The organism is Bosea sp. OAE506, assembly GCF_040546595.1.
Lineage (GTDB): Bacteria > Pseudomonadota > Alphaproteobacteria > Rhizobiales > Beijerinckiaceae > Allobosea.
Window position 1 is genome coordinate 4788554 of the sequence record NZ_JBEPOB010000001.1, and the last position, 20640, is coordinate 4809193.

The window sequence follows — 20640 nt, forward strand, 5'->3', positions numbered from 1 at the left end:
GTCTCCCTGCGGTCGCCCGGGATGACGGCGCGCTTTTCTAACGCGAGGTTGCTCTAGCAAAGCCCCCTTACGGAAGGAAGGGCGGCGTGGTGCTCAGGATCTCGCGGGCGCGGGCGCTGTCGGCGTCCATCTGGGTAATCAGGGCTTCCAGCGAGTCGAACTTCGCCTCGCCGCGCAGCCAGGCGACGAGCGCGACGTCCACCTGCTGGCCATAGAGGTCGCCGGCGAAGTCGAAGACGAAGGTTTCCAGCCGCGGCGCGCCGTCGTCGAAGGTCGGGCGGCTGCCGAAGCTGGCGACGCCGTCATGCCAGATGCCGTCGATCTTCATGCGCACGGCATAGATGCCGTATTTCAGCCGGCAGTCGCGGGGCAGATGCAGGTTGGCGGTGGGGTAGCCGAGCTCGCGGCCGCGCTTGTCGCCATGGGCCACGACGCCGCGCACGAACCAGGGCCGGCCGATCAGGCCCGCCGCGCGGGCGACGTCGCCGTGCTCGAGGGCCGTGCGGATCAGGGTCGAGGAGACGGGCTCGCCCTCCCAGGCGAAGGGCGGCACGACGACGACGGGGACGCCCTGCCCCGCGCAGCGCTCCTGCAGCATCTCCGGCGAGCCCGCCCGGCCCTGGCCGAAGTGGAAATCGTAACCGCAGACGAGACCGGCGGCACCGAGGCGGCCGAGCAGAAGATCGTCGACGAAGGCTTCCGCCTGGATCGCGGCGACGGCCCGGTCGAAGGGTAGGACGAAGGTGAGCGGCAGGCCGAGCCCGCCGAGCAGCTCCGTCTTCACGGCGGGCGGCGTCAGGCGAAAGACCGGCTCCTCGGGCTTGAAGACACTGCGTGGATGGGGCTCGAAGGTCAGCGCCGCCGCCTGCCGCCCGAGTGTTCCGGCCAGATCGACGGCCTCGCGCGCCAGCTCGGCATGGCCGCGATGCACCCCGTCGAAATTGCCGAGCGCGACGACGCAGCCGCGCAGCGCCGCCGGCACGGGCTTGTCGAGGTCGAGAACGAAGCTGGAGGATGCGTCGGCGGAAGAGGTCATCGGTGCGGGCGATCCGGACATCCGGCATGCGCCGGACCGGCCCCTCATTGGCCAGCGGCGGCGAAGCGTCAAGCCGGGCCGTCGCCCGATGGCCGTCGGCAGCGTCAGCCGCGCGGCCGGGCCGGCGGCAGGGCGACCCAGGCCTCGCCCTCGAGCACGGCCTTGCCGTCGACCAGGCATTCGCAGAACAGCCGGGCGCGGCGGCGCTCCGCCACCAGTTCCATCACCTCGACGCGCGCCGTCACCACGTCGCCGATCTTGACGGGCGCGAGGAAGGTCAGGGTCTGCGACAGATAGACCGCGCCGGGGCCCGGCAGCCGCGTGCCGAGCAGAGCCGAGACCAGGCTCGCGGTCAGCATGCCATGGGCGATGCGCTGGCCGAACTTGGTATTGGCGGCGTAGCGGTCGCAGAGATGGATCGGGTTGGCGTCGCCGGAGAGGTCCGCAAAGAGCGAAACGTCGCGCTCCATCACCGTCCGCATGAGGCTCTGGCTCATGCCGATCGTCAGGTCCTCGAAGGCGTGGACGGTATAAAGGGCGCTGGTCATCGGTGCGGATGCCTCGGTTCGACCACGGCGTGGGGGCGCGGCTGGATCGATCTTTGCTGCGTCGCAACCTCTCACAGCGGCAAAAAGCCGGCCATTGGACTTTCGTGGCTGGCGGGCAAAAGCCCGTAACCCATCGTCACTGCGGCATTGGATTAACGGCTTTGAAACAAGGCCGCGGTAACGCTGGGTCCACTGACTGCCGCCGCGCTTGCAGCGGCCCGGCGCGGCTTGATCCGCGCCGTCACCGTTTGCTTGGAGCACCGCAATGGCTCTCGACCCGTCCATGCCCATTCTGGTGGTCGATGATTACCAGACGATGGTCCGGATCATCCGCAACCTGCTGAAACAGCTGGGTTTCGAGAATGTCGACGATGCTTCGGACGGACAGGCGGCCATCGCCAAGATGCGGGACAAGCAGTACGGCCTGGTGATCTCCGACTGGAACATGGAGCCGATGACCGGCTTCGAGCTGCTGCAGAGGGTGCGCGAGGAAGACGCGCTGGCCTCGACGCCCTTCATCATGGTGACGGCGGAATCGCGCACCGAAAACGTCATCGCCGCCAAGAAGGCCGGCGTGAACAACTACATCGTGAAGCCGTTCAACGCGCAGACCCTGCGCTCGAAGATCGAATCCGTCTGCACGGGCTGATCCCCGCGCGAGGCGCCAGCCCGCGCCTGCCGCGCCTCACCAGACGAGATGCGGCAGCGCATAGGCGGGGCGGTGGCTCTGCCGGCCGAACCAGCCGTGGCGCTCGTCCCAGGACGCCTCCATCAGATCCTGCGCATGGATGCCCGCCAGCACCATGATGCCCGTGATGCCGAAGGCGTCCGCGCCGGCGATGTCAGTGCGGATGGCGTCGCCGATACCGCAGACCCGCTCGCGCGGGATCGGCGCGCCGCGCCGCCGCTCGGCTTCTGCCAGCGCCGCCTCGTAGATCGGGGCATGCGGCTTGCCGGCATAGATCGCCCGCCCGCCGATCTCCTCATAGGCCAGCGCGACCGAGCCGGCGCAGGGCACGATCTTGCCGCCGCGTTCGACGACGAGGTCGGGATTGGCGCAGATCATCTCGAGCCCGCGCGCGGCGAAGCCGGCGAGCAGCCCGGCATAGGTCTCGGCCGTATCGGTCTCGTCATCCATTAGGCCGGTGCAGAGGACGTAATCCGCAGCCTCGGGCGCAACCTCGGGCGCGTCGAGGCCTGCGACGAGGGGCCGGTCCCGCTCCGGCCCGAGCCTGAACATCGGCCGGCCGGCCCGCGCCGCGATCAGGCCGCGGCAGACATCGCCGGAGGTGACGATCGCGTCCCAGGCCGAGCGCGGCACGCCGAAACCGTCCAACTGCTGCTCGATCACCGCGGCGGGCCGCGGGGCGTTGGTCACGAGGATGACGGTGATTCCGCGCTCGCGCATCGCGACAAGGGCCGCGACGGCCTCGCGGAACGCGGCAACGCCGTTATGGACCACGCCCCAGACATCGCAGAGGCAGAGGTCGAAACGGCCGGCGATCTCGGAGAAGCCCGACAGCGGCAGGGTCGGCGGGGTGGCGGATGACGGCACGGCGGGTGGCTCCCTGACTCGATGCCGCCGGCTTTACAGGATCACGCCGCGCCTCGCACCTGCGAAAGGCCGGGCGGCGGCGGTCAGGCCGTGGCGCGGCGCAGGACCGAGCGGAAGGACTGCCGCTCCGGCGGAGCCTCGCGGGCGGCCGCCGGCTGGGCGGGATAGTCCACGACCTCGGCCAGGCGCTGCTCCGGCGCGGGGGCGGGCGGCGCCGGCTGCTCGGCCGCGGCGGGTTCGGCCGGCTCGGCGAAGACGTCTGGCTTGACCGGTCGCGGTGGCGAGAAGACCGCCCCCTGCCCCATCGCGACGCCGAGATCGATCATATCCGCGACGGTCGGGTCGTCGCCGACTTGGTCGGCGATCAGGACGATCGAGGCACGCGCCAGCAGCGCCGTGAGATCGGCCGGCGCGATGTCGGCCGTCTGGTTGTCGACCTGCTCCATCAGCAGGGCGGCGGGCGCCTTGACGAAGCGGATGCCGCGATCGAACAGCGACACGGGGTCGAGCCTGAGATCGGCCAGTTCGTCGAGCGCGAAGCGCACGCCATTGGCAGACATGGCGCCGAGCAAGCCGAGGCTGGCCGGGTCCAACCCGCGGAACACGCGCTGCGGCATCTCGATGATGAGGTGGCCGGTGTGCTCGCGATACTTTTCGAGGATGCGCGACAGCGTTGCCAGCGCCTTCGAGGAACTCCAGGTCGCGCTGCTAAAATTGCAGGAGACGAAGAGTTCGCCGGGCTTGGAGCCGAGATGGCGGGCGATGGCCAAGGCCCGGGTCAGCACGAGCGCATCGAGCGTCGGGCCGAAGCCGCGCTCCTCGATGACGGGGATGAACTCGTGCGGCAGCAGCAGCGTGTGCTCATCGAGCCGCAGCCGCACCAGCGCCTCATAGCCGCGCGTGCGGCGCTGCGGCAGCTGTACGATCGGCTGCAGATGAACCTCGACGCGACCGTCCGACAGGGCGGCCCCGATGACGGCGGCGCGCTCCGAGGCCGCGCGCTCCTCCGCCTGGCGGGCGGCTTCCGCACGCTCGGCCGCCTGTGCCTTCAGGCGCTCCTGCCGCGCGGCTTCCGGATCGACGACGACCAGCGGCGCAGCCTTGGCAGCGGCCAAAGCCATGGCCGGGGATCGTACTTCCGGCTCCGGGGCGGCGGCGCGCGACTGAACCGCGGCCAGGGCGGCGTCGTGATCGGCCAGTGTGGTGGCGACCTGGTGGATCAGATCGCCGAGAAGACCGACCTCGGCCGTGAGTTCGTTGATGGCGGCTCGCGCGGGAGCGGCATCGGCATCGCGCATCGGCATCTGCTCGACGCGCTTGGAGAGGGCATCGATACGGATCGCGTTGGTCGCCAGCCGAACCTTGACCTCGCCAACGGCGGCGAGGACCTGCTCGCGCTGCGCTTGCGACCTCCGGTCGGTCAGCCACATCGAGCCGAGCCAGCCCGCGCCGGCCAGCAACAGGCCGAGCGCGGCACCCAGAGGCGTCGGCCAGAGCAGCGTCAGGACCGCGCCCGCCGACAGGCCGGTGACGGCGCTGGCGAGAGGATGCAGGGCATTCGGTCGGAGAGGGGCCAAGGCAGCGATCGCGCGAGGGGTTGATCGGGAGAAACGGCGAATCACACCACTGCAACAACACTAGCCGCAGACCCGCGCGGAGGCGAGCTTTAGCCCGTTTTCACCCGTCGAAAGGCCAGTTCTCCCCCGGCAAGGGCGGGCGCCGCCGTCAGTGGCGGCCGACGCCCAGCTCCGCGAGCAGGCGATCGGTGACCTCAACCCCGAAGCCGCGACGCAGCAGCCAGGTCCGTGGCTCGCTGTGGAAGGCCGGGAACTGCTCGCAAAGTTCGCTCAGCGCGCGGGCGCGCTCGTCGGTGTCGCCGGTCTGCACAGCACGGATCGCGCGCCCGAGCAGCGAGAAGGGATGGTTGCCGCCGCCGAGGAATTCGCCATGCCCGCGCGACACCTGCCGCGCACCGAGGAGATGGGCGCCCAGCAGGGCATAGAAATCATAGGAGGCCGGGCGCCCGGCGCTCAGCGCGATCGCCTTCTCCAGCATCGGCAGCCCCTCGGCCGGCCGGTTGAGCTGGATGTAGCGGGCGCCGAGCATCGCCATGATGTCGGGATCATAGGGGTTGCGGGCCATGGCGATCCGCCCGGCGGCCAGCCCTTCGTCGATGGCGCCGCGCTTGAACAGCGTCGTCATCAGCGCCTGCTGCGCGCGGGCGCTGGAGGGCGCGAGCCGAACCGCCGTCAGCGCCGCCGTCAGGGCGCGCTCCAGCGGCGGGTCCGGCAGCGGGTTGAAGCCGAAGCTCTGCTCGAAGACCGTCAACTGGGCGAGCTGGATCCAGGCGGGGTAAAAGGTCGGATCACGCCGGACCAGATCCAGCAGGCAGCTGCGGGCGGCGAGATGGTCCTGCGCCGCCATCGTCCGGCGCACGTCGATCGCCTCATAGATGCAGCGCATCGGGCCTGCGGGCCGGTTCTGACGGATGTCGGCGTGGATGATGCCGAAGGGCTCCGCCAGCCGCGTCGCCAGCCGCCTCGCATTTTCGGGAAGGTCCTCGTCATTCGCGGTCAGGACGCGCGTCGAGGAGGCCGACCAGATGATGCGCCCGTCCGGGACCGCCTTCAGCCGGCCGAAGCCTTCCGTGCTGCCGGCGACGCTGTGGGCCGACATCTCCAGCACATAGTCCGCTTCCGGCGGCAGCGGCTGCCCGGGTGCCGGCACCTTGACGGTCAGGAGGTCGTCGAAACGGGAGAGCGCATCGACCAGGAAATTCGTGAAGCGGCGGGAGGCTGCGGCGAGCTCGGCATCGGGCAGGTCCGGCACCGAGATGACGAGGACGGTCGTCTCCAGCGGTTCCGCGACAGGCTTGCCGGGGCTGGCAAGGGGCATCTCCTGGCCCGTGCTCGCCATCGCCGCGCCGGCCTCCCGCATCGAGGCGACGCGGTTGTCCGTGCGCGCCCCCAGCAGGCCGCCATACCAGGCCGCGAGCGAGAGCAGTGCCAGGCCCAGCGACAGACCCGCCGCCAGCGGCCAGCGCTTCGCGAGGCGGCGCTCGAGCGGCCGCTCGCCGGCCGGCATCGGATGGCGCGGTCCAGACGGCGGGAAGGACGGGTCGAGGACGCTGCGCGCCGGCCCCTCGACTTCGGCCGCCATACGCTCGACGCGCTCGAAGGCCGGGACATAGGCGCCGACGGGGATGGTGATTCGCAGCGGATCGGCCGTGCCCTCGCCGGCATAGTACTGCGCCAGCGCCCGGCGCAGGCGGCCGGCCTCGACGCGGACGATCGGGTCCGACTGCGGATCGAAATCGGGAGAACGGCCGAAAGCCTCGACCGCGATGGTGTAGCCCTTCAGCTCGCCGCCGCGGCCGGCGATGGCGCGTTCGACGATGAAGGCGAGGAAGGCGGAAAGCTGCGGCGCCGCGCGGAAGGCATCCGACGCGAGGATGCGCGCGAGCCCCGCGCGGATCTCCGCGACAGGTTCGTTTTCGAGCGGTTCCGAGCCTGCGCCAAATGCGTCCATGGGGGTCCGGTTCAGTTTACACCCCTTTTTCGGATTACAGCAAAAGCGACGCTGGGTCACCCCACTGCGCCAACACGCCCCCGCTGTCACGGCCACGCAGGGATGCCCCGTCCCGCATGCGATTTACAGCCCGGATCGTGCTGTTAGGTTGAGTTATTGTTAATCACAGGATCCGCCCGATGACCGCAGCCTCCTCCCCGATCGCGAGCCCTAACGATCTCGAGGCCTTCTGGATGCCGTTCACGGCGAACCGGGCCTTCAAGCAGCGCCCCCGCATGATCTCCCGGGCGGAGGGGATGTACTACTACACCCCCGAGGGCAAGCCGGTGATGGACGGCACGGCGGGCCTGTGGTGCTGCAATGCCGGGCACAAGCGCCGGCCGATCATCGAGGCGATCCAGGCCCAGGCCGAGGAGCTCGATTTCGCCCCGAATTTCCAGTTCGGCCATCCCAAGGTCTTCGCGGCCGCCGCCCGAATCGCGGCGCTGGCGCCGGGCGATCTCGATCATGTGTTCTTCGCCGGCTCCGGCTCTGAGGCCGCCGACACGGCGCTGAAGATCGCGATCGCCTACTGGAACGTCACCGGCAAGGGCTCGAAGACCCGGCTGATCGGGCGCGAGCGCGGCTATCACGGCGTCGGCTTCGGCGGCATCTCGGTCGGCGGCATCGTCTCCAACCGCAAGTTCTTCGGCTCGCTGCTGGCGGGCTCCGATCACATGCCCGCGACCTATGACCGCGAGAAGCAGCGCTTCACCAAGGGCGAGCCGGAGTACGGCGCGCATTTCGCCGACGAGCTCGAGCGGATAGTCACCCTGCACGACGCCTCGACCATCGCCGCCGTGATGGTGGAGCCGATGGCGGGCTCGACCGGCGTGCTGCCGCCGCCCAAGGGCTATCTCCAGCGCCTGCGCGAGATCTGCACCAAGCACGGCATCCTGCTGATCTTCGACGAGGTCATCTCGGGCTTCGGGCGGCTGGGCTTCGCCTTCGCGGCCGAGCGCTACGGCGTCATCCCCGACATGATCACCTTCGCCAAGGGCGTGACCTCGGGCACCGTGCCGATGGGCGGCGTGATCGTGCGCAAGCACATCTACGATGCCTTCATGAACGGCCCGGAGAATGCGATCGAGCTGTTCCACGGCTACACCTATTCCGGCCATCCGCTGGCGGCGGCGGCTTCGCTGGCGACGCTCGACATCTATCGCGACGAGGGCCTGTTCGAGCGGGCGAAGACACTGGAGCCGCTCTGGGCCGATGCGATCATGGAGCTGAAGGAGGAGCCCAACGTGCTCGACATCCGCACGCTCGGGCTCGTCGCCGGCATCGACCTGTCCTCGCGGCCCGAAGGCGTCGGCAAGCGCGCCTATGCCGCGATGGAGCACGCCTTCCACGAGGAGGGCCTGATGATCCGCGTCACCGGTGACACGATCGCGCTGACCCCGCCGCTGATCGTGACCGAAGACCAGATCGGCGAGATCGTCGAGAAGACGCGCCGGGTGATCCGGGCCGTGGCGGGGTAAAGTGATGGCGCGCGTGACACGCATCGAGGTCGGCCCCACCAAGGGCCGTGCCCATCCAACCGAAGTGCACGCGCGCATCAAAACGTTTGGTGAAGGCGCGCGAGGCCCGGTCGTGCAGATCGACACGTTCGGATCGCACGACCGCGATGTTCCGGGGAAACTTAGTCAGACACTGCAGTTTGATCGCGCATCTGGAACGGAACTGCTCGCAATCCTACAGAAGGCCTTCGGAAAGTGAGCCGCTAAGCACGCCCCAGCTTCCCATACCGCGCGATCACCCGCTCTCGCTTCAGCCGCGAAAGGCACTGGAGCCAGAAGATTCCGTCGAGCTGGTCGATTTCGTGCTGGTGGCAGGTGGCGAGGAAGCCTTCGGCCTCCGCCTCATGGGCGGTGCCGTCGAGATCGCGCCAGCTCACGCGGATTTTCGCCGGCCTCTCGACCTCCTCGGTGACGCCGGGCATCAAGACGCTGCCTTCGGTTGTACGGGCGGTTTCCGGCGAGGCCCAGAGGATCTGCGGGTTGACATAAGTGCGGACCTCGCCGGGCGTCAGCTCCAGCACGACGAGGCGCAGGGGCACGCCGACATGGGGCGCGGTGATGCCGACGCCGGGCGCGGCACGCATCGTCTCCAGCAGATCGGCGGCGAGCTGGCGCAGATCCGCATCGAAGCGTTCGACCGGCTCCGCGACCGCGCGCAGGCGCGGATCGGGGAACCGGAGGATCGGCAGGATTGCCAAGGCTGCCTCAGGCTGCCTTGGCTGCGGCCTTCGCGGCGGCGGCGCCGTAATAGCTCTCGCCGGTCTTGGCCATGCGCTTGAGCTGGCGGTTGGGCTTGAAGCGCTCGCCATGCTTCTTGGCGAGCCCCTCGCAGAGCTTCACGAAGGCGGCCGCGCCCATATTGTCGATGAAGGACAGCGTGCCGCCCGAATAGGGCGCGAAGCCGAAGCCGATGATCGAGCCGACATCGGCCTCGCGCGGATCGGTGACGACGCCTTCCTCATAGGTGCGCGCCGCCTCCAGCGCCTGCGTCACCAGAAGGCGGTGCTGCAGCTCCTCCATATCGACCTGTTCCGGCGCCAGACGCTTGCCGACGAGATCGGCCAGCCCCGGCCAGAGGCGCTTGGGCCCGGATTCCGGATAGTCGTAGAAGCCCTTGCGGTTCTTGCGGCCGAGACGTCCGTTCTTCTCGACCATGTCGGAGAGCAGCTTCTCCTGCGCGGGATCGACGGCACCCTCGCCGAGCTGGGCCTTGGTGGCCTTCAGCACCTTGAATGCGAGATCGACCGCGACCTCGTCATTGAGCGAGAGCGGACCGACCGGCATGCCGGCCTGCTTGCCGGCCTGCTCTATCATCGCCGGCGGCACGCCCTCCATCAGCATAAGATGGCCTTCGCGCAGATAATTGCCGACGCAGCGATTGGCGTAGAAGCCGCGCGTATCGTTGACGACGATCGGCGTCTTCTTGATGGCGCGGACGAAGTCGAGCGCCATGGCGAGCGCCTTCTTGCCGGTCTTCTTGGCCATGATGACCTCGACCAGCAGCATCTTCTCGACTGGCGAGAAGAAATGGATGCCGATGAAGTTCTGCGGCCGCTGGCTCGTGGTGGCGAGCCCGGTGATCGGCAGCGTCGAGGTGTTGGAGCCGAAGACGGTCTTGGGGCCGACAGCCACCTCGACCTTCGCGATGACCTCGGCCTTGACCTTGGGATCCTCGAAGACGGCCTCGACGACGAGGTCGCAGCCCTTGAGCGCGGCATAGTCGGCCGTGGCGGTGATGCGCCCGAGCAGCGCGTCGCGGTCGGCGGTCTTGGCGCGGCCCTTCATGATCTGGTCGGAGACGAGCTTGTGCGAATAGGCCTTGCCATTGTCGGCGGCCTCCTGGTCGCGGTCGACCAGCACGACCTCGAGCCCGGCCTGGGCCGTGACATAGGCGATGCCGGCGCCCATGAAGCCTGCGCCGACGACGCCGACCCTCTTCAGCTTGCTCGGCGGCACATCGGCGGGGCGGCGCGCGCCCTTGTTGAGCTCCTGCATCGAGACGAAGAGCGAGCGGATCATCGAGGCCGCCTCCTTCGTCCGCAGGATCTTGGCGAAGTAGCGGCTCTCGACCTTGAGACCGAGGTCGATCGGGAGCTGCAGGCCCTCGTAGACGGCCGAGAGGATGGCGCGGGCCGCCGGGTAGTTGTCGTTGGTCTCGCGGCGATAGATCGCGTTGGCGGGCGGCCAGATCTGCATGCCGGCCGGCGAATAGACCTTGTTGGAGGGCAGCTTGAAGCCCTTCTGGTCCCAGGGAGCGGTCGCAGTCGGGTTGGCCTTGAGCCACTCCTTGGCGTTGGCCACGAGCTGATCGCGTGGGACGACGGCATGAACGAGGCCGGTGTTACGCGCGGGCAGCGCCTTCACCTGCTCGCCCTTGAACATCATCTGGAGGGCGTCGCCGGTCTGCATCAGCCGTGCGACGCGCTGGGTGCCGCCGGCGCCGGGGAAGAGCCCAACCTTGATCTCGGGCAGGCCGACGCGGGTCGAGGCATCGTCGGAGACGACGCGGTACTGGCAGGCGAGCGCGAGTTCGAAAGCGCCGCCGAGGCAGACGCCGTGGATGGCAGCGGCGAAGGGTTTCCCGCAGGTTTCGAGCTTGCGGTAGAGCAGCGAAAGCTTGCGGCTCTCGTCGAAGAAGCTCTGCATCGCGACGGGCTCGCCCTTCTCCTTCGACAGCTTGACGAAGAGGTCGCGCAGGCCCTGCAGCATGGTCAGGTCGGCGCCACCGGAGAAGGCCTCCTTGCCGGAGGTGATCACGCAGCCCTTGATCGCCTCGGTCGAGGCGACCGTGTCGATGATCTGGTCGATCTCGGCCATCAGCTCGGGCGTGATGACGTTCATCGAGCGGCCCGGCATGTCCCAGGTCGCGGTCGCGATGCCGTCGGAATCGGTCTCGAAGCGGAAATTGGTGAGGTTCATGATGGCTTTCCTCAAACCCGTTCGATGATGGTGGCGACGCCCATGCCGGCGGCGACGCAGAGCGTCACCAGGGCGGTGTTCTTGTCCGTCCGCTCCAGCTCGTCGAGCACGGTGCCCAGGATCATCGCGCCGGTGGCGCCGAGCGGGTGGCCCATGGCGATCGCGCCGCCATTCACGTTCAGGATGTCGTCGTCGATGTCGAAGGCCTGCTGGAAGCGCAGCACGACAGAGGAAAACGCCTCGTTCAGCTCGAACAGGTCGATGTCCTTGGTGGTCATGCCGGCCTTGCGCAGCACCAGCTCGGTGACGTCGACCGGGCCGGTCAGCATCAGCGCGAGATCCGAGCCAACGGTGGCGAAGGCGCGGATGCGGGCGCGCGGCTTCAGCCCCGCCGCCTTGCCGCCCTTCTTGGAACCGACGAGAACGGCCGCCGCGCCATCGACGATGCCCGAGGAGTTGCCGGCATGGTGCACGTGATTGACGAACTCGACATCGGGATGCGCCGCCGTCGCGACCGCGTCGAACCCGCCCATCTCGCCCATCTGGACGAAGGAGGCCTTCAGCGCAGCGAGCGCCTGCATGTCGGTGCCCGGCCGGATCGTCTCGTCGCGGGCAAGGATGGTCAGGCCGTTGACGTCGGTGACCGGGATGACCGAATTCTTGAAGCGTCCCGCCTCCCAGGCGGCATGGGCGCGCTTGTGCGAGCGCACGGCATAGGCGTCGACATCGTCACGCGAGAAACCGTATTTCGTCGCGATCAGATCGGCCGAGATGCCCTGCGGCATGAAATACGTGTCGATGGCGACGGAGGGGTCGAGCGCGATGCCGAAGCCCGAGGCGCCCATGCCGACGCGGCTCATGCTCTCGACGCCGCCGCCGATCGCCATCTCCTTCTGGCCCGACATCACCTGCGCGGCGGCGAGGTTCACCGCATCCAGCCCCGAGGCGCAGAAGCGGTTGATCTGGATGCCCGGCACCTCCTTGCCGTAGCCGGCCTTGAGGGCGACCGTGCGGGCGATGTCGGCACCGGCCTCGCCGACCGGATCGACGCAGCCGAAGACGACGTCCTCGACGAGCTTGGTGTCGAGGTCGTTGCGGTCCCGGATCGCGCGCAGCGTCGTCGTGCCGAGCTCGATCGCGGTGACCTCGTGCAGCGAGCCGTCGGCCTTGCCCTTGCCGCGCGGCGTGCGGACATGGTCGTAGATGAATGCGTCTGCCATCAGGGGCCTCCCGGGCTGGCCGCTGCGAGGCGGCTCGTTTTCGTGCCGGACGTCATGGTCGGGCTTGACCCGACCATCTCGTCATCCAGCGGTTTCGGCAAGGTCTGCCAGAGATGGTCGGGTCAAGCCCGACCATGAGGCGCGATCGTCAGAACTGCTCGGCGCTCAGCGCCATCGTCGAATCCGAGCCGCTGGTGATCCGTGCCAGATGCGCCGCCGTCTCGGGCAGGCTGCGCTCCATGAAAAAGCGGGCCGTGACGAGCTTGGTGTTCATGCGCTCGGTCGCGCCATTGGCGCCGGCCTTGAGCTTGTCCTGCGCGACCCTGGCCATCTTGGCCCACATATAGCCGAGCGAGACGAGGCCGAGCAGGTGCATGTAGTCGGTCGCGCCGGCGCCGGCATTATCGGGCTTGGCGAGCGCGTTGTTCATGAACCACATCGTCGCCTGCTGGAGATGGCCGAGCGAGGCGGCCAGCGGCGCCAGAAGAGGCTTCAGCGCCTCGTCCTCGCCGTTCTCCTTCAGGAACGTGCCGACCTCGTTGAAGAAGGCCATGATGGCGCGGCCACCGTCGCGGCCGAGCTTTCGGCCGACGAGGTCCATCGCCTGCACGCCGTTGGCGCCCTCGTAGATCATGGCGATGCGGGCATCGCGCACGAACTGCTCCATGCCCCATTCGGCGATGTAGCCATGGCCGCCGAACATCTGCTGGGCCTTCACCGCGTTGTCGAAGCCGACATCGGTGAGCACGCCCTTCAGCACCGGCGTCATCAGGCCGAGCTGGTCGTCGGCTGCCTGGCGCTCGGCTTCGTCGCCCGAACGATGGGCGATGTCCGACTTCAGCGCGTTCCAGAGCACGAAGGCGCGCGCCGCCTCGTTGAAGGCCTTGATCGACATCAGGGTGCGGCGGACGTCGGGATGGACGATGATCGGGTCGGCGGCCTTGTCGGGGCTCTTGGCGCCGGTCAGCGAGCGGCCCTGGACGCGGTCCTTCGCATAGACGACGGCGTTCTGGTAGGCGACCTCGGACTGGGCCAGCCCCTGAATGGCGACGCCGAGCCTGGCCTCGTTCATCATCACGAACATGGCGTTGAGGCCCTTGTTTTCCGTGCCGATGAGCCAGCCCTTCGCCCCGTCATAGTTCATGACGCAGGTGGCGTTGCCGTGAATGCCCATCTTGTGCTCGATCGAGCCGCAGGAGACGTGGTTGTTCTCGCCCACTGAGCCGTCTTCACCGATCGCATTGCGCGGCACGACGAAGAGCGAGATGCCCTTGACGCCGGCCGGCGCGCCCTCGATGCGGGCGAGCACGAGGTGGATGATGTTCTCGGTGATGTCCTGCTCGCCGGCCGAGATGAAGATCTTGGTGCCGGTGATGGAATACGAGCCGTCGCCGTTGGGGACCGCCTTGGTCTTGATCAGCCCGAGATCGGTGCCGCAATGCGGCTCGGTCAGGTTCATGGTGCCCGACCAAATGCCCTCGATCATCTTGGGCAGATAGGTGCGCTTCTGCTCGTCCGAGCCGTGGACGTTCAGCGCAGCGATCGCGCCCATGGTCAGGCCGGGATACATGGCAAAGGCCATGTTCGCCGAGGAGGCGAACTCGTTCATGACGGCGCCGAGTGTGTAGGGCAGACCCTGGCCGCCATACTCCGGATCCATGGCCAGCCCGATCCAGCCGCCCTGGGCATAGGCCTCATGAGCCGCCTTGAAGCCTTTCGGCGTGGTGACGCGGCCATCGGCGTGGCGGGTGCAGCCCTCCTGATCGCCGGAATGATTCAGCGGCTGGAGCACCTCCTCGCAGAGCTTGGCGCCCTCGCCGAGAACGGCCTCGACCACGTCCGGCGTCGCATCGGCGAAGCCCGGCAGGTTGTTGTAGCGTTCGATGTTGAAGACGTCGTTCAGCAGAAACAGGGTGTCTTCGACGGGTGCCTTGTAAACCGGCATGGCGTGCCTCCCTCGCATCGCTTCGAGCGCCGTCGACCGCGACGCATCGTGATAGTTCATATCTAAACTATCTCGACGGCTTTGGCAAGGAAGCTCGCGAGTTCGTGCGTTGTGAGGAGGCCCTAACGACAAACGCCCCGGCGGATGCCGGGGCGTCGATGACATGCATGGAAGACGTGGTCAGGCGGAGGCTATCCGCCGTTCCCGCGCCTCGCCTGCTCAGGACTTGGCGAAGCGGGCGGCAGAGGCTTCGAGCTCGGCGATGGCGTCGTCGATCTCCGAGCGCTGGGCGCGCAGCAGGTCGAGTTGCTCGAGAACCTGCTCGCGGCTGAGCTGCAGGCCACCCACGGACGCGGCGCCGGTGTCGGCGCCCTTCTTGTCCTCATTGGCGAGCATGGCGCGGATCTCCACCAGCGTGAACCCGAGCTGCTTACCCTTCAGGATGAGAGCCAGGCGGGCGCGGTCGCGGCTGGAATAGATGCGCGTCATGCCCGAACGAGCCGGCGCGATCAGACCGCGCGATTCGTAGAAGCGCAGCGTGCGGAGCGTCACGCCGAAGTCGCGGGCGAGATCGCTGATGGTGAAACCGCCCGAGGAATCGGCGTCGTTCAGGGCGGGGTCGGCACGGCCGGTATCAATCGAGGCGGCCGCCAGAGCGGAGCTTTGGCGTGACATCGGGTTCAATCCTTGAATACGGGAACATGTCGCCGGCTTGAATCGCGGCGATCTTGGGGGATGACGACCTTCTATACGGGTCGCTCTCCTAGCGTCAGGTAATATCGCCCTTACCTGAGGTAAGTTACCGTTAGCCGGGGGTGGAATGAGCGCCTCGGCGCGCCGCGTCAAGGCGGCGTTGGGACAAAATTAACGGTTGGGGTCGCGAATCTTAACCCGCTGTTTACCACGTCGGCCAAAAGCTCCCGCCTGCGGATCGGCGTCCTGCCTGCGGCAACGTAATCTTCAGGTGTCGGCGATCCGCAGGAAGCCGCGGCATTCAGGGGCCTGCGTTCTTCCGATCTGGTCAGGAAGCCCCGAAGGCGAGCGTCAACATGGCCACCAGCCTGCCCTGGAGCGTCAAGGGCGTCGATCCCCGCACGCGCGATGCCGCCAAGGCCGCCGCTCGGCGCGCCGGGATGACGCTCGGCGAGTGGCTGGACCACAAGCTCCGCGAGGAAGCCGCGCCCGAGCTGTCGTCGCCCCCGGAGCAGCTCGACATCGCGGCCCTGTCGGAGCGTCTCGCCCGGCTCTCCCAGGGCCAGATGGATACCGCCCCGCAGCCCGCGCCCCCGCTGCCTCGGGACGGAACAGCCCGCCATGAGATCGATGCCGTTCTCGCCCAGGCGGCGCAGATCGAGAAGCTGACCCGGGAGTCGAGCGCCAAGACCGCCGGCGCGCTCGATTCGATCGCCCGCTGGATCGAGACCGCCGAGCAGCGCATGAGCTCGGGCGAGCGCGCCGCCGCCGAGCGCCAGGACCGCGCGACCAGCGTCATCGCCGATGCGATCAAAACGATGGGCGAGCGGCTCGTCGAGATCGAACGCCGCACGAGCGAGGCCGCGCGTGCGCCTGCCCGCAGCGAGCCGGCGCCCCGCCTCGCCTTCAGCCGCGACGGGCTGGCCGCCGCCGTCACCGACATCCGCACGCGCCAGCGCATGCTGGACGACGAAGAGACAGCCGCCCCGCGCGCCCCGACCGCCGCCGCCGAGAGCCGCATCTCCGCGCTGCGCCAGGACCTGCGCGACCTCAGCGCTCGCATCGCGCCGGCCGCCGCCCGCGCCGAGCGTCCGCTGGCGCCCGTCCGTGCGGCGCCCCCTGTGCGCGACCCGCAAATCGACCAGATCGAGAGCCGCATCGCCGATCTCGGCACCAAGCTCGACCGGCTCGACACGCGCGACCGCCTCGACCCCATCCTAAAGCCGCTGGCGCGGATCGAATCCGAGGTTTCGCGCCTCGCTCAGGACCGCTCGGGCGAGAGCTTCCAACGCTTCGAACTCGAGATCGCTCATCTCGCCGCCAAGGTCGACGCGCTCACCGCGCGCGGCAGCGACCGCACGATGCTGGCGCCGGTCCAGCGCGACATCGCCGAGCTGCGCGACATCCTCGCCAGCAGCGGCAACGAAGCCCGGCTGGGCGAGCTGTCTCAGCAGGTCGGCGCGCTGTCGCTCGAGATCGGGCGGATGCGCGACAGCCGCCCTGACGGGCGCGAGCTTCAAGGCCTGACGTCGGCGATCGACGATGTTCGCGACGCCATCCTGTCGGATCGCAGCCAGTCGCGCCTGCAGGATCTCGAGCCGCTGGAGGCCCTTTCCCGGCAGATCCAGACGCTCGCCGGCAAGATCGAGACGCGTCCCGACCGCCAGATCGAGGACCGCATCGACGCGCTGCAGGCCCGCATCGAGCAGCTCGCGGAAAAGGGGCCCACGGGGGTCACGCGCCAGATCGAGGCGCTCGCCGGGCGCATCGAGAACCTCGCCGCCTCCAGCAGCCTCGCCCATCTGGTCAGCGACGGCCAGCCGATTCAGGTCGCGCAGGTCGATCTGCGCCCGGTCGAGGAGATGCTGCGCAATCTCGCCGAGAAGATCGACGAGGCCGGGCGCCCGGGCGCCGATACCGGCGCCTTCGATGCCTTGGAGCGGCAGATCTCGGGCCTCGCCCAGCGTCTCGACGCCGCCGCAGCGACCCGCTCCGCCGAGACCGGCATGGAGCGCACGCTGCAGGACCTCGTGCTGCATCTGCGCTCGCTGCGCGAAGAGACCACCGAGGCCGCCGAGCGCGCCGCCCGCGCCGCGATGTCGGACCATCTCGACAAGGCGCCCCAGGCCAGCGGCCTGTCGGAGCTCAGCACGCTGCTGTCGGGCCTGCACGAAACCCAGGCCTCGACCGGGCGCGAGACGCAGGACGCCATCGGCGCCGTCCACCAGACGCTCGAAACCATCATCTCGCGGCTCTCCAGCCTGGAAGCCGAGCTGGTGTCTGACCGGCAGGCCGCCGCAGCGCCGCGCACGCCGATGCCGCCACGCGTGGCTGCCGCCGAGCGCGCCGCCGCCAAGCCGCCGGCCGCGCCCGCCGGCATCAGCCTGGCGATGGAGGACCGTATCGCCGCTCCCGAGCGTGCGCCCGCTGCGAAGGCGGAGCCGGTCGCCACCACGGCGGCGGCCCAGCTCAATGCCGCGCTCGACGTGCCGCTGGAGCCCGGCTCCGGGCGGCCGCGGGCCGAGACTGCCGCGAGCGGCGTGCCGGATCCGCAGTCGATCCGCCAGAACCTGATCGCCGCCGCGCGTCGCTCCGCCAAGGCGGCCACGGAAGCCGCCGCGACGGCGCCGGCGGCCTCGTCCGAGACGCCCAAGGGCGGCAACCGCCTCAAGGAGATGCTGGAGAAGCGCAAGCGCCCGCTCCTGCTCGGCCTCGCCGCGCTGGTGCTGGCGCTCGGCACGGCCCACCTTGTCAGCGGCGCGCTGAAAGGCCCGCGCACGGCCACGACCGGCGAAGCCGTGCAGAGCCCGATCGCGCCGCGCGAGGAGGCCCCCACCTCCCCGCCTGCCAAGGACCAGTCCTCGGCTCTGCAGCCCGGCACCGTCGCCCCGCAGGCGACCACGCTGGCCGCCGTTCCGGCCAGCGCTCCTGCCGCCGCCGAGATCACCGGCTCGACCACCCAGCCTCCGGCCCCGCCCGCCGCGGCGCCGGTTGCCACCCCGACCCCCGGAACGGCCGAGACGGTTCAGCCCGTGACTGGCCTGGGCGAGCTGCCCGCCGGGCTCGGCGGCCCGGGGCTGCGCAAGGCCGCCCTCGATGGCGACGCGCGCGCCGTCTACGAGCTTGCCAGCCGCGCCGCCGACGGCCCGGCCGCCACCCGCGATCCGAAGCTCGCCATGCGCCTGTTCGAGCGCGCGGCCGTCGCCGGGCTCGCCCCGGCCCAGTTCCGCCTCGGCAATATGTTCGAAAAGGGCATCGGCACGGCCCGCGACCTGTCGCTGGCCCGGGTCTGGTACACGCGAGCCGCCGAGCGCGGCAACGCCAAGGCCATGCACAACCTCGCCGTCCTCCATGCCGAGGGTGTCTCGGGCAAGCCGGATTATGCCTCGGCCACCGACTGGTTCCGGCGTGCCGCCGAGCATGGCGTGCGCGACAGCCAGTACAATCTGGCCGTCCTGCTCGGTCGCGGCCTCGGCGCGCCGACCGACCTCGCCCAGTCCTATCTCTGGTTCGCCGTGGCCGCCGGCCAGGGCGACGACGACGCCGCGCGCAAGCGCGACGAAGTCTCCCAGCGCCTGAGCCCGACCGATCTCGCCGCTGCCAAGGCCGAGGCCGCCACCTGGAAGCCGCGCCAGGCCAGCGCCGCCGCCAACGAGGTGACCCCGCCCGCACGGGGCTGGGAGGCCTCGCCGACCGCGACGGCGCCGAAGCCGGCCAAGCCCGCCCGGATCTGAGCCCCGCGCCGGCCGGACCGAGGCCTCGCGCGCTGGAACCGTCATGGTTTCGACGCGTTGGCGCGCCATCAGGTCGAAGTCGGGCATCCGCCCGCTTCGGCCTCTCCGCATCGGAAACTCCCCTTAACCGGATCGGTGCAGAGTGAGACCGGGCGAGAGAGCCCGCCAGCCGACGCCCGCGTCGCGTGAGGAGCCGAGGTGCAGATCTACCTACCGATTGCCGAGCTGCCGATCAGCATCCTCACGGTGCTGGGACTCAGCGGCGCGGTCGGTTTCGTGTCAGGCCTGTTCGGGGTTGGCGGCGGCTTTCTGCTGACGCCCCTGCTGATCTTCCTGGACATCCCGCCCGCCGTCGCGGTGGCGACCGTCGCGGCCCAGGTCGCCGGCTCCTCGACGACGGGCGTGCTGACCTACTGGCGCCGCCGCGCGCTCGATCTCAAGCTCGGCACCATCCTCGTCGCGGGCGGTATCCTCGGCACCCTGCTCGGCGTGCTGTTCTTCAACTCGATGCGGCGCCTGGGCCAGCTCGAGCTCGTCATCACCCTGTCCTATGTCACGCTGTTCACGATCATCGGCGGGCTTATGCTCTATGACGCCCTGCGCGCGATGCTGCGGGTGCGCGCGGGCAAGCCGGCACGGCTGAAGCGGCGGGCCGGCACCCATCCGTGGTGGATGGGGCTGCCGCTGCGGATGCGCTTCCCCGATTCGCAGCTCTATTGCAGCGTCATCCCCATCGCGACGCTTGCCATCGTCATCGGCTTCATCGGCGCGGTGCTGGGCGTCGGCGGCGGCTTCATCCTGGTCCCGGCGCTGATCTATTTCTTCCGGATTCCGACCGCCATCGTGGTCGGCACTTCGCTGTTCCAGATCCTGATGACGATGACGGGCGCGACGCTGCTGCACGCGCTGACCAACCAATCCGTCGATCTGGTGCTGGCGATCCTGCTGCTGCTGGGCGGCGTGATCGGCGCGCAGTTCGGCGGGCGGGCGGCCCGCAACCTCAATGTCGAATCCTTCCGGCTGCTGCTCGCTCTGCTGATCCTCTCGGTCGGGCTGCGCTTTGCGATCGAGCTGTTCATCCCGCCGAGCGAGCCGTTCTCCGTCGTGATCTCGGAGGGGGCGCGGTGAGCCTGTTTGCGCGCCTCGCAGCTCTCCTCGTGCTGCTCGCAGCCGGCGCCGGCGTCGCGCGCGCGGAGACGCTGATCGCGGCGATGTCGAGCCACCAGATCCTGATCACCTCCAACTACACCGGAAGCCAGCTCACCGTCTTCGGCGTGGTCGAGCGCGACGGGCGGACGGTCGCACGCGGCGACCCCTACGACATCGTCGTCACGGCACGCGGGCCGCGGCGGATGCTGCTGGTGCGCGAGAAGGAGCGGCTGGGGCCGATCTGGATCAACCGCACGCAGCGGCGTTTCCCTGACAGCTCGCTGTTCCTGACAGTCGCGAGCAACCGGCCGCTGAGCGAGATCGTGAGCCCGGAGACGGCGCGGCGCGAACGCGTGGGGCTGGAGAACGCTCACAAGACCCGCGACGCCGCGCTCGACCTCGACACCACCACCGCCCGTTTCTCGGACGGGCTGCTGCGCATCCTCTCGGAGAAGGGGCTCTATTCGGCCGAGGAGCGGGGGGTGACCTTCCTCTCCAGCACGGTGTTCAGCGCCCCGATCGAGGTGCCCGCCACCGCGCCGACCGGATCCTACGAGATCGAAATCGTGCTCTATGCCGGCGGCGTTCCACTCGCCCGCCAGACCACCAATTTCGAGGTGGTGAAGAGCGGCATGGAGCAGCGCCTGGCAGCGGGGGCCCATGAGCTTCCGCTGGTCTACGGGCTCGTCACCGTGCTGATGGCGCTGCTGCTGGGCTGGCTCGCCAGCGTCGTCTTCCGGCGAGACTGAGCGCG

At 69.2% G+C, this 20640-nt stretch carries 15 protein-coding genes and 1 pseudogene; 6 read left to right on the forward strand and 10 right to left on the reverse strand.

The features are described from left to right. Positions 1 to 67 precede the first annotated feature (67 nt). Both ABIE41_RS23265 and ABIE41_RS23270 read right to left on the reverse strand, forming a co-directional pair. Entirely contained in the window at positions 68 to 1036 is a 969-nt protein-coding gene (locus ABIE41_RS23265; protein WP_192642574.1) for a bifunctional riboflavin kinase/FAD synthetase, read from the reverse strand. 104 nt (positions 1037 to 1140) lie between these two features. After that, positions 1141 to 1584 carry a MaoC family dehydratase gene (locus ABIE41_RS23270; protein ID WP_192642575.1) on the reverse strand — a complete coding sequence of 148 codons (444 nt, stop codon included), beginning with the start codon at positions 1582 to 1584 and terminating at the stop codon, positions 1141 to 1143. Between the two features lie 265 nt (positions 1585 to 1849). Between ABIE41_RS23270 and ABIE41_RS23275 the strand changes: the two genes are divergently transcribed. After that, the gene (locus ABIE41_RS23275; protein WP_192642576.1) at positions 1850 to 2233 is read left to right on the forward strand and encodes a response regulator; all 384 of its coding nucleotides are present in this window, start codon (positions 1850 to 1852) and stop codon (positions 2231 to 2233) included. 36 nt (positions 2234 to 2269) lie between these two features. Here the strand turns inward: ABIE41_RS23275 and ABIE41_RS23280 are convergent, their stop codons facing one another. The 3 genes from ABIE41_RS23280 to ABIE41_RS23290 all read right to left on the reverse strand — a co-directional run bounded on the left by ABIE41_RS23280 (position 2270) and on the right by ABIE41_RS23290 (position 6667). Continuing rightward, complete coding sequence (locus ABIE41_RS23280) at positions 2270 to 3139, reverse strand: TIGR01459 family HAD-type hydrolase (protein WP_192642577.1); 870 nt, start codon at positions 3137 to 3139, stop codon at positions 2270 to 2272. An 83-nt stretch (positions 3140 to 3222) separates the two neighbouring features. Then, a complete protein-coding gene (locus ABIE41_RS23285; RefSeq protein WP_192642578.1) occupies positions 3223 to 4716 on the reverse strand; it encodes an EAL domain-containing protein in 1494 nt (497 codons plus the stop codon). Positions 4717 to 4864: 148 nt separating this feature from the next. Further along, positions 4865 to 6667, reverse strand: coding sequence for a tetratricopeptide repeat protein (locus tag ABIE41_RS23290; RefSeq protein ID WP_192642579.1), 1803 nt, complete (start codon positions 6665 to 6667; stop codon positions 4865 to 4867). A 179-nt stretch (positions 6668 to 6846) separates the two neighbouring features. Here ABIE41_RS23290 and aptA point away from each other — a divergent pair, with 179 nt between their 5' ends. After that, positions 6847 to 8187 carry an omega-aminotransferase AptA gene (gene aptA, locus ABIE41_RS23295; RefSeq protein ID WP_192642580.1) on the forward strand — a complete coding sequence of 447 codons (1341 nt, stop codon included), beginning with the start codon at positions 6847 to 6849 and terminating at the stop codon, positions 8185 to 8187. Positions 8188 to 8200: 13 nt separating this feature from the next. Further along, positions 8201 to 8425, forward strand: coding sequence for a hypothetical protein (locus ABIE41_RS23300; protein ID WP_354193239.1), 225 nt, complete (start codon positions 8201 to 8203; stop codon positions 8423 to 8425). A gap of 4 nt (positions 8426 to 8429) precedes the next feature. Here ABIE41_RS23300 and ABIE41_RS23305 read toward each other — a convergent pair whose 3' ends face one another. From ABIE41_RS23305 to ABIE41_RS23325, 5 genes and pseudogenes are all read right to left on the reverse strand, one after another. Then, positions 8430 to 8924, reverse strand: coding sequence for a peptide deformylase (locus ABIE41_RS23305; protein ID WP_192642582.1), 495 nt, complete (start codon positions 8922 to 8924; stop codon positions 8430 to 8432). A 412-nt stretch (positions 8925 to 9336) separates the two neighbouring features. Next, positions 9337 to 11145 (reverse strand): annotated as a pseudogene (locus ABIE41_RS23310) (FAD-dependent oxidoreductase); the annotation flags it as partial. A gap of 11 nt (positions 11146 to 11156) precedes the next feature. Next, positions 11157 to 12365, reverse strand: coding sequence for an acetyl-CoA C-acetyltransferase (locus ABIE41_RS23315; RefSeq protein ID WP_192642584.1), 1209 nt, complete (start codon positions 12363 to 12365; stop codon positions 11157 to 11159). A gap of 148 nt (positions 12366 to 12513) precedes the next feature. Continuing rightward, positions 12514 to 14310, reverse strand: coding sequence for an acyl-CoA dehydrogenase C-terminal domain-containing protein (locus ABIE41_RS23320; protein ID WP_192642585.1), 1797 nt, complete (start codon positions 14308 to 14310; stop codon positions 12514 to 12516). A gap of 219 nt (positions 14311 to 14529) precedes the next feature. Then, a complete protein-coding gene (locus tag ABIE41_RS23325) occupies positions 14530 to 14985 on the reverse strand; it encodes a MerR family transcriptional regulator (RefSeq protein WP_192642586.1) in 456 nt (151 codons plus the stop codon). A 374-nt stretch (positions 14986 to 15359) separates the two neighbouring features. On the opposite strand from ABIE41_RS23325, the gene ABIE41_RS23330 reads away from it, so the two are divergent. The 3 genes from ABIE41_RS23330 (at position 15360) to ABIE41_RS23340 (ending at position 20635) form a co-directional block, all read left to right on the forward strand. Next, entirely contained in the window at positions 15360 to 18737 is a 3378-nt protein-coding gene (locus ABIE41_RS23330) for an SEL1-like repeat protein (protein WP_192642587.1), read from the forward strand. A 198-nt stretch (positions 18738 to 18935) separates the two neighbouring features. Then, a complete protein-coding gene (locus ABIE41_RS23335; RefSeq protein WP_192642588.1) occupies positions 18936 to 19865 on the forward strand; it encodes a sulfite exporter TauE/SafE family protein in 930 nt (309 codons plus the stop codon). Further along, entirely contained in the window at positions 19862 to 20635 is a 774-nt protein-coding gene (locus ABIE41_RS23340) for a TIGR02186 family protein (RefSeq protein ID WP_354193244.1), read from the forward strand. Before ABIE41_RS23335 ends, ABIE41_RS23340 begins: the two co-directional genes overlap by 4 nt. The last annotated feature ends 5 nt before the right edge of the window (positions 20636 to 20640 follow it).

Coding starts and splice junctions, on each gene's coding strand:
- ABIE41_RS23275 (WP_192642576.1), top strand. CDS start 1,850: ATGGCTCTCGACCCGTCCATGCCCATTCTGGTGGTCGATGATTACCAG.
- ABIE41_RS23330 (WP_192642587.1), top strand. CDS start 15,360: ATGGCCACCAGCCTGCCCTGGAGCGTCAAGGGCGTCGATCCCCGCACG.
- aptA (WP_192642580.1), top strand. CDS start 6,847: ATGACCGCAGCCTCCTCCCCGATCGCGAGCCCTAACGATCTCGAGGCC.
- ABIE41_RS23265 (WP_192642574.1), bottom strand. CDS start 1,036: ATGACCTCTTCCGCCGACGCATCCTCCAGCTTCGTTCTCGACCTCGAC.
- ABIE41_RS23270 (WP_192642575.1), bottom strand. CDS start 1,584: ATGACCAGCGCCCTTTATACCGTCCACGCCTTCGAGGACCTGACGATC.
- ABIE41_RS23320 (WP_192642585.1), bottom strand. CDS start 14,310: ATGCCGGTTTACAAGGCACCCGTCGAAGACACCCTGTTTCTGCTGAAC.
- ABIE41_RS23290 (WP_192642579.1), bottom strand. CDS start 6,667: ATGGACGCATTTGGCGCAGGCTCGGAACCGCTCGAAAACGAACCTGTC.
- ABIE41_RS23325 (WP_192642586.1), bottom strand. CDS start 14,985: ATGTCACGCCAAAGCTCCGCTCTGGCGGCCGCCTCGATTGATACCGGC.
- ABIE41_RS23315 (WP_192642584.1), bottom strand. CDS start 12,365: ATGGCAGACGCATTCATCTACGACCATGTCCGCACGCCGCGCGGCAAG.